Genomic DNA, 7,934 nt, shown 5'->3' with positions numbered 1-7,934 from the left:
CCGCCGCGTCCCCGACCGGACCCTCTTCGAACACGTCGTCGACTCGCTGGTCCACGGGTCCGGCCACGAGCGGACGCCCCTGTTGCCGGGCGGTCCAAACCGCCGTGGCCGAACGGCCCTCCCACAACCGCAAAGAGATGTTCCGGACGCGGCAACCATCCAGCGAGCTGGAGCGACTGGACATGTGAACGTACGGATAGTTCGTCCCTGGGGATCTTCATGATCGACCAGAACGCCGTTTCGTGCGTTTCGGCCTGCTCGTTCCTCGCTAACCCCCCCCAGCCGGGGCGGGCAGGCCGCCCCACCGGGCACGGACCGGAGGTAGCGTCACAAGTGTGCGCCGAGTCCTCTTCTCACCCTCGTGGCTGTTCCGCCATGCGCTCGCCCTCTTCCTGATCGGCCTTTTCGCCCGACTCGGCTGGTGGCAGTGGGAGAAGGGGCAGTCCGCACGCGGTACGCTGCAGAATCTCTTCTACGGAGTAGAGTGGCCGATCTTCGCTGCCGCCGTAGTCTTCGGCTGGTGGCAGATGCTGCGTGAGGAACTTCACCCGACGCCGACGCCAGCACCGGAAACCGAACCAAGCAGCGCGCCCCCACTGGGAGCGGATGGCGTGGCTCGCGCCGATGCCTACCGGCTCACCATCGGCGACCTGACCGAGAGCACCATCGAGGACGAGGAGGATGAAGCGGAGTTGGCCTCGTACAACCGTTATCTTGCCACGCTGCACGAGCGGGACGCGTCATCAGGGCCGAGGACGCGGTGACCAGCCCGGCCGATGACACCGCGCTCGATGCCCTCCGGGCTTCGCCCACGTTGCCGGCAGCCAGCGGCCGGACAGGGCGTTACAGCGAGCAGGCGATCCGTGGCGCACTGCTGCGTTTCCGGGTACTGGCATACGTGGTGGGCGTGGGGCTGATCGCCCTCGTGCTGATCGGCGTGCCGCTGAAGTACCTGGCGGGCACGCCGGTCGTGGCCGAAACCGTGGGTCCGCTACACGGGTTCCTGTTCATGCTTTATCTTGCCCTGACCGTGGACCTGGCATCGCGCTGCCGGTTTCGCCCCGTCCACACTCTTGCGATCATGATTGCGGGAACCGTGCCGTTCCTGTCGTTCGTGGCCGAGCGAAAAGTCACCCGGCAGGTACTGGGACGCGCAACCAGCTGAGTTGACGGCCAGCTGCTTTGCCCCGGATCATCCGGTCCGGCGGTGAATCCGGGGTCAGCCCACGGCACCGGAGATGGTCAGGATGGGCCCGGAAGGGCCCATCAGGAAGGGCACGGCCAGCCGGGGCCACGGTCAGGAACAGGCGGCGTTGGAAAAACCCGCGGCCGCGCCCACAACCTGGTTGTCACAGCCGACCACGTTCCCGACGTCCTTGTCATGGAGGTAGATTCCGAAGCCGGTCGCGTTCACCACGAGCGTGTTGTTCCGGATGATGTTGCGGCGGCCCCAGCCCTCCTTCACCACGTGTTCCTGGATGCCGTCCTTGAGCGCCCCGCCGCCCTTGCCCGTGTTCTTCTCGACGATCCACCCGTTACCCTTGAGGTCAATCCACGAGTCACCGCCGTCATCGGTCATCCTGTCGCTGGACAGCACGTTCCCCGAGATAAGACCGCCGGTACTTCCTTCTTTGACGTCGATGTTCTCGGCGGTCGTTCCAGCGATGTTGTTGCCGATGATGAAGTTACGGTCACTGGCGTCCGGGTTACAGTTCGAAATCTTGCACCAGTTGTTGTTCGCGCTGCCGATGTAGATACCCTCACCGAACTTCGCGGACCGGTGTCCGGTGTCGCGCACGGTGTTTCCGGTCACCAGGTTGTCCGAACTGGAGTCACGCAGGTGGATGGCCTCGTCCCCGATAGCGCTGACGCTCAGCCCAGCGATGACGCTGTGCTGGGTGGCATCCGCCATCACGCCCTTCTTGCCATTGCGGACGCTGAAACCGACCAGCCGAACGAAAGAAGCATGATCAAGATGCAGAACGTAGTCGGCGTCATCCCCGCCGTCCAGCACCGCGCTGGTCGAACCGCACAGCCAGATCGGCGCACCCTCGGTACCGGCCTTGGTGACGACGAACTCGCCGGTATACGTCCCGTCGGCCATCCGGATGACAGCGCCTGGGCTCGCCGAGGCCAGCGCGCTCTCGAGGCCGGCGGCGTCGTGGACGGTGGGAGCGCCCGGCGGGCAGACAGCCTGCTGCGCCTGGCCGGAGAGCCCGACCCCGTCCGCCAGCGCGGTGGGCGCCTCCGGCACGACCGATTTCGCATCGTCACCATGACAGGAGGCGGTCGCTGTGGCGATCGCTACGGCCGCGGTGGCCGTAGCAAACAGCCGCAACCGCCCCTGGCGTATGGCGACAGGCGTCACTCCGGGTCCTTTCGCCCATGACGGTCGCGACTCCGGCCATTGTTGTAGGAAATCATTGCCCGAGCCGGCCCGACGGCGTCGAGTTTGACCACTGACACGCCTTCGTCACTGACTATGGTCGTGGTGTCCTCATCAACGGCATTCGGATAGCCCTGCGGTTCAGCTGGGTGAGCGTTCCACTGCGGGAATCGGTCAGCTGATGGAGCGAGCTCCGGCCGGATCGCCGGCTGGAAGTCGTCGTCGTAACCATGAGCGTTCCCATAAAAATTCCCGTGCCCGTGCCCATGCCCGTTCCCATTCCCGTGCCCGTTCAACGGGTCGTCCTGGTACCCCTGGATCCGGTCACGCTGAAACCGCACATCCATGGTCGGGTTGTCATCCTGGCTGAACGGGGAATGCGCCCGCTCCGGTATCCGGCGCTGGAACGTCTCCGTCGGGCCGTCCAGCGGTGTCCGCAGGGCCGCGGGCACCAGCGCGGCGCCGGGATCGGCGGCGGGGGTACCAGGAGCGAACCAGGGCGCGTCGGCGGGCCGGGGCTGGCTGCCCCCCGGCCGCTGCTCCGCGGCCGCTCCGCGGTGGCTCGGCGCACGGGGCCCGGCCTGCCCCGGAACCATGGGCATCCGTTCGGAATCGGCCGAAACCGGCGGCGAAGCGGACAGCATGGCAGCTGCTGCCCCAACGGGCACCGCCGCTTCCTTGACGCCAACGGCTGCCAATGCGGATCTCTTCGGATCACTCACCTTGTTCATCCGCTGCACGAGTAGATCCGACTCGGGATAGGGATGCTCCGCCGCCCGCTTGCGCCAGCGGCGCCGGATGCGCCAGCCCAGAATCGGCAGCAGCGCCATGAAGGACCAGACAAACAACGCGGGGTGCCGCTCGAAGATTGAATACCAGGGCCGCTCGACCCGTGGAATCCAGTTCGAGACATCGTTACCGGTAAGGGCAGCGCCGGTGATCCCAGTAGCTTTGTTGATGTCCACCGCACGCCAGCCTCGGCCGGACAGCGTGTTGTTACCTATCGTCGTCCCGTCGGCCTGGCCCCGGATCGAGACAGCGAACTCAGTCGCCCCCGATATCGTGTTCCGGCTGATGATATTCGTCGGCGCGTCCTGGGTGATGATCCCCATCCGGCCATCGGACAACTTGTTGGTTGTGATCGCCGTCCGCTTGGCGTCCGGCCCCACCTGTATCGCGGACTCGGTGACACCGCTGACCGTGTTGTCGACGATCTGGGTGCCGTTCGCGCCACTTTTGATGACGATTCCCACCGTACTGCCCGCGACCGTGTTACCGCGGACGGAAGCATCCTCACCGCCGAGGACGCGAATGCCGTAGCGGCCGTTGTCGGTCAGTTTGTTGGCCTCGATGACGGTGCCCTTGACCTGATTGATCTGTACCCCGGTGGCGGTGGCGACAAGGCCGATGCCGCGGCCGTCCAAGGTGATGCCGTCACCGCTGTTGCCGGAGATCGTGCTGCGCATCACCCGGGAGCCTGACGCACGGTCGATGGTGATGCCGTCACCGTGGTTCGCGATGGCGGTACTGCCGGAGATGAGGGTGCTGACCGCGTCCCGGTGAACGGCAAGACCGGCCCGGTCGTTGCCCTCCAGCCGAACATTGATCATCTGAATGCCCTCACTACCGGAGATATAGGCACCCCAGACATTGTTGATGAATGTGGAGTTGGCCGCTCCGCCGGTGCTGGGCTGCCCCTTGCTGCCCGTCCAGGCGAGTCCACCGGTACGGCCGTTCCAGAAGCCGAGGTTGGCCACGCGCGCATTACGCACGACAAGCTCGCCACCCATCGTGCGGATGTAGCCACGCCCGTCAACCGGATTGAGATCGGGCTTGAGCTCCTTGACATCCCAGGAGATGACATTCATCGGCTGCTGAGGGTTTCCATTGATCTCAATGGCACCACGCCAACTGGTCAGCGCCACGAACCCCGCCGCGCTGCTGGCGAGCCGCAGCGTCCCAAAGCGCTGGTCGATGATGAAGCGCGCGTTCGGCCCGACGACGATGCTGGTCAGCTCAAGCAGTGCGCCGTCGACGTCCTTGCGCATGCCACCAGCCGCAACGACGTCCTCGACCGTGTAGGGAGCCGGGCGGCCCGGCAGCAGCAGGGTGGGCAGGCTGCCCTGGGTCTGCACGATGGACGGCGCCTTCAGCACGCCGAACTTCGCGAACATCGACCGCAGCCGGAGGTCCTCGGTATCGACCAGGTTGGACTGTTGCTTGGCATCCGCGGAGGTGACCGGCGGCAGCGGTGGCAGCGGCGCCGCTGCCGCGGTGCCCACAACGCCAGGAGCGAACGCAAGACCTGAGACTAGCGCCATAACCATCCCGACGAGCGCGCTACCGGCTCGCGCGTGCGCGCCGTGCCGCGGGCGGCGACGGGCATCGGGCAGCAAACGCCGAGCAGCGGAGAGTCCGGACATCGGGGTGATCATGAAACTCCGATCATTTTTGACTCATCCGAACAGACGCGTCCGACTGCCCCTCGCCGCCGATCAGGTCGGCGCGGCGGGTCAGCCAGCCCTGCTTGTTCATGGAGATGAACGCCCATGTCTTGATCGGAAGGGCGACAATTACGATCATCAAAACAACTACCGGGAGGATGAAGATGTCCCGCGGATGCTCCCGCAGGTGCGAGAACCCACGGACGGCACGTCCACCCAGGAGCCAGGCGATGGCAATCAGCGGAGCGTTCGCCTGCGGGCGCGCTATCCAGAACCCGAGGTAGGTCATGGCCACCCCCATGGTGACCGGGGTCAGCAGGATCTGCAGAACGCTGATCTGGCAGATCAGCGGCTGCCGGAACAGCCAGCCCTTGTAGATGGCCGTGAGATAGCAGCGGTAGGAGTTACGGCTCCACCGCACCCGCTGCTTGATGAACGGCTTCAGCCCGTCCGGGAACATCGAAATCGCGCGGGCCGAATCCTGGTGCATGGTCTTGTAACCGGATGCCAGGGTGAGCCAGGTGAGGCGGCCGTCGTCCCCGGCGATACAGCGCCGGCCCAGGAAGAACTCGTTCTCCAGATTGTGGAGCACGGGGAGAATGGCCTCACGGCGGTAAGCCGCCGTCCGGCCGGACAGACAGGCCACGGCCCCGGCTCTGCCCTGCGCCGGCACGTAGTCGAGGTAACGGATGTCGACCAGCCAGTTCGCTACCCTGCGCCAGACACTGGTACGCGCATTGTAGACGCTCTGGCGGGTACCGACCCCGCCGACCTTGGGATCGACGAAGGGCATCTGGACGGCGGCGAGCAGGCCCGGCTCCCAGGCGGTGTCGGAGTCGCAGAGCACCACGATCTCCTTGGTAGCCGCGGAGATACCGACGCCCAGCGCTGATCGTTTCCCCTCGTGCACGAACGGGATCACCCGCATGACCGGATTGTCGCGGGCGTGTCTGGTCAGTCGCCTGATGAGCTCGGTGTCCTCGACGTCTGGAACGATAATGATCTCATCGGGATCCTGGTCGAGCCACGTCTTGAGACAACGCTCAATGACGTCAGGGTCCTCCCGGAAGGAGGGGACGACGACGGACGTCGAGGCGCGGAAGTCGTTCTCGGTCGGCTTGTAGCGAGAAGACAATACCCGTCGGAACAACCACACCGACCACGAGATCACTCCAGCGATCCCGAGAGGAACAAGCCCCCAGTACGATCCGATGCGGTCGATCACGGAACTGAGCGCGTCCATTGCCTAACGGTTTCCCTCCGGAGGCTTGCCGAAAGACCTACCCGAGAAAGTAGATGTCCGCCGGCCCGCCCTCATCATGTCGGCCAAAAGAATGGTCGTCAGGTGTGCGGGCCAAACAACCCCCACCCCCCATAGCAGTGCTGGAAGGACGCTAGCAGTGTGATGCAAATCGCAGACACACCGGGGGTCTCGTTGCTACCGAACGCACTTGCCCTGCTACAAAAAACGCCGATCACGTTGAGTAGTTTTACTTTAGCTCCATCAGATGCAAGCATAATCTTTCTTCTCCGCGGCACATGACCCGGACTTGCCTAACGTTAACGGATCATGTCGAATCCGCGACACTCAAAGTAACATTACTGCCAGGTGGGGGTTTACGTTTTATCATGGAAGAGACAACAGTTGTTAGTCCGTTGAGAATTTCTGTAATCGGGACCGGCTACCTGGGCGCGACCCACGCGGTCTGCATGGCAGAGCTCGGGTTCGAGGTCATCGGTGTTGATGTTGACCCAAACAAGATCGCGCGTCTCGCCGCTGGTGAAGTGCCCTTCTTCGAGCCGGGGCTGGAGGAGCTGCTCCGGAAGAACCTGGAGTCCGGCCGACTGTCATTCACGACCTCCCTCGCCGAAGCCGCCGCCGGAGCTGACGTCCACTTCATCTGTGTCGGGACACCGCAGCACCCCGGCTCGAACTCGGCGGACATGCGCTACGTCGACTCCGCTGTCAGCGGGCTGATCGCGGGCGGGCTTCGCCCCGGTTCGCTGGTCGTGGGCAAGTCCACGGTCCCGGCCGGAACCGCTGCCCGTCTCGCCGACTGGCTGGCCGCCGAGGCGCCCGGGGTCGAGCTCGCCTGGAACCCCGAGTTCCTGCGGGAAGGCTTCGCGGTCGACGACACCCTGCGCCCGGACCGGCTCGTCTTCGGCGTGACAGCCGACGGCACGGCCGAGGCGACGCTGCGCCGGGTCTACGGATCGGTACTCGAGGCCGGGACTCCCCTCGTCGTCGTCGACTACCCGACCGCCGAGCTCGTCAAGGTCGCGGCCAACGCCTTCCTCGCCACCAAGATCTCTTTCATCAACGCCATGGCCGAAGTCTGCGAGGTCACCGGGGCCGACGTCACCCACCTGGCCAAAGCCATCTCCTACGACACCCGGATCGGCGGCCGCTTCCTGCACGCCGGCCTCGGCTTCGGCGGCGGCTGCCTGCCCAAGGACATCCGTGCCTTCCAGGCGCGCGCGACCGAACTCGGCGCGGGCGAGTCGGTGAAGTTCCTGGCCGAAGTGGATGCCATCAACCTGCGGCGGCGCAGTCACACCGTCGCGCTCGCCACCAGGCTCCTGGGCGGTGACGTCACCGGCAAGAAGGTCGCGGTCCTCGGCGCGGCCTTCAAGCCCAACTCCGACGACATCCGTGACTCCCCGGCCCTCGCCGTGGCCAGCGCCCTGCGCCAGGCTGGCGCAACCGTCACGGTGCACGACCCGGCCGCCATCGAAAACGCCCGGCGCGCCTACCCTGATCTCACGTACGCCGACAGCGCCGTGGATGCCGCGACCGACGCGGACATCGTCCTGCACCTCACCGAATGGATGGAGTTCCGCGAGCTCGACCCGGCCGCGCTGACCGCGGTCGTCTCGGCCCGCGTCATCATCGACGGTCGTAACACCCTCAGCCCCGTCCAGTGGCGTGCCGCCGGGTGGGACTACCACGCGCTCGGCCGGCCGTAGGCTCGCTCCGCCCGAGCCCGCTTCGGCGGGCCTGTCGGCACCAGCCGGAGCACCCTGCGATGACCGCAACGGCGCTCCGGCCTGGCTGCCCGGCAGACAGGGCGCGACGCCCGCGCCCGCCGTGAGATACCTGCCCG

The 7,934-nt window shown here is 65.8% G+C and carries 7 protein-coding genes; 3 read left to right on the top strand and 4 right to left on the bottom strand.

Annotated features, from left to right (window positions below):
• The coding region (locus MJ785_RS02225) for a hypothetical protein (protein ID WP_239379970.1) at nucleotides 1-184 on the bottom strand (184 nt) is incomplete at its 3' end.
• Nucleotides 185-335: 151 nt separating this feature from the next.
• Here MJ785_RS02225 and MJ785_RS02220 point away from each other — a divergent pair.
• Both MJ785_RS02220 and MJ785_RS02215 read left to right on the top strand, forming a co-directional pair.
• Nucleotides 336-764, top strand: a complete 429-nt coding sequence (locus MJ785_RS02220; RefSeq protein ID WP_239310419.1) for a hypothetical protein — start codon at nucleotides 336-338, stop codon at nucleotides 762-764.
• The gene (locus MJ785_RS02215; protein ID WP_239310420.1) at nucleotides 761-1,165 is read left to right on the top strand and encodes a DUF3817 domain-containing protein; all 405 of its coding nucleotides are present in this window, start codon (nucleotides 761-763) and stop codon (nucleotides 1,163-1,165) included. The genes MJ785_RS02220 and MJ785_RS02215 overlap by 4 nt, the downstream gene beginning before the upstream one ends.
• Before the next feature lie 132 nt (nucleotides 1,166-1,297).
• Here MJ785_RS02215 and MJ785_RS02210 read toward each other — a convergent pair whose 3' ends face one another.
• From MJ785_RS02210 to MJ785_RS02200, 3 genes are all read right to left on the bottom strand, one after another.
• On the bottom strand, nucleotides 1,298-2,368 hold the full coding sequence (locus tag MJ785_RS02210; RefSeq protein ID WP_239379969.1) for a right-handed parallel beta-helix repeat-containing protein: 1,071 nt from the start codon (nucleotides 2,366-2,368) through the stop codon (nucleotides 1,298-1,300).
• Nucleotides 2,365-4,707: a right-handed parallel beta-helix repeat-containing protein gene (locus tag MJ785_RS02205; protein ID WP_239379968.1), complete on the bottom strand. Its 2,343-nt coding sequence runs from the start codon at nucleotides 4,705-4,707 to the stop codon at nucleotides 2,365-2,367. The genes MJ785_RS02210 and MJ785_RS02205 overlap by 4 nt, the downstream gene beginning before the upstream one ends.
• 124 nt (nucleotides 4,708-4,831) lie before the next feature.
• The gene (locus tag MJ785_RS02200; protein ID WP_239310423.1) at nucleotides 4,832-6,073 is read right to left on the bottom strand and encodes a glycosyltransferase family 2 protein; all 1,242 of its coding nucleotides are present in this window, start codon (nucleotides 6,071-6,073) and stop codon (nucleotides 4,832-4,834) included.
• A gap of 386 nt (nucleotides 6,074-6,459) precedes the next feature.
• On the opposite strand from MJ785_RS02200, the gene MJ785_RS02195 reads away from it, so the two are divergent.
• Nucleotides 6,460-7,797, top strand: coding sequence for a UDP-glucose/GDP-mannose dehydrogenase family protein (locus tag MJ785_RS02195; protein ID WP_239310424.1), 1,338 nt, complete (start codon nucleotides 6,460-6,462; stop codon nucleotides 7,795-7,797).
• Nucleotides 7,798-7,934: the final 137 nt, after the last annotated feature.

Source organism: Protofrankia sp. CiT1, assembly GCF_917627335.1.
Lineage (GTDB): Bacteria > Actinomycetota > Actinomycetes > Frankiales > Frankiaceae > Protofrankia.
Note: the sequence above shows the minus strand (reverse complement) of the source record. Positions and strands in the feature narration are given on the sequence as shown.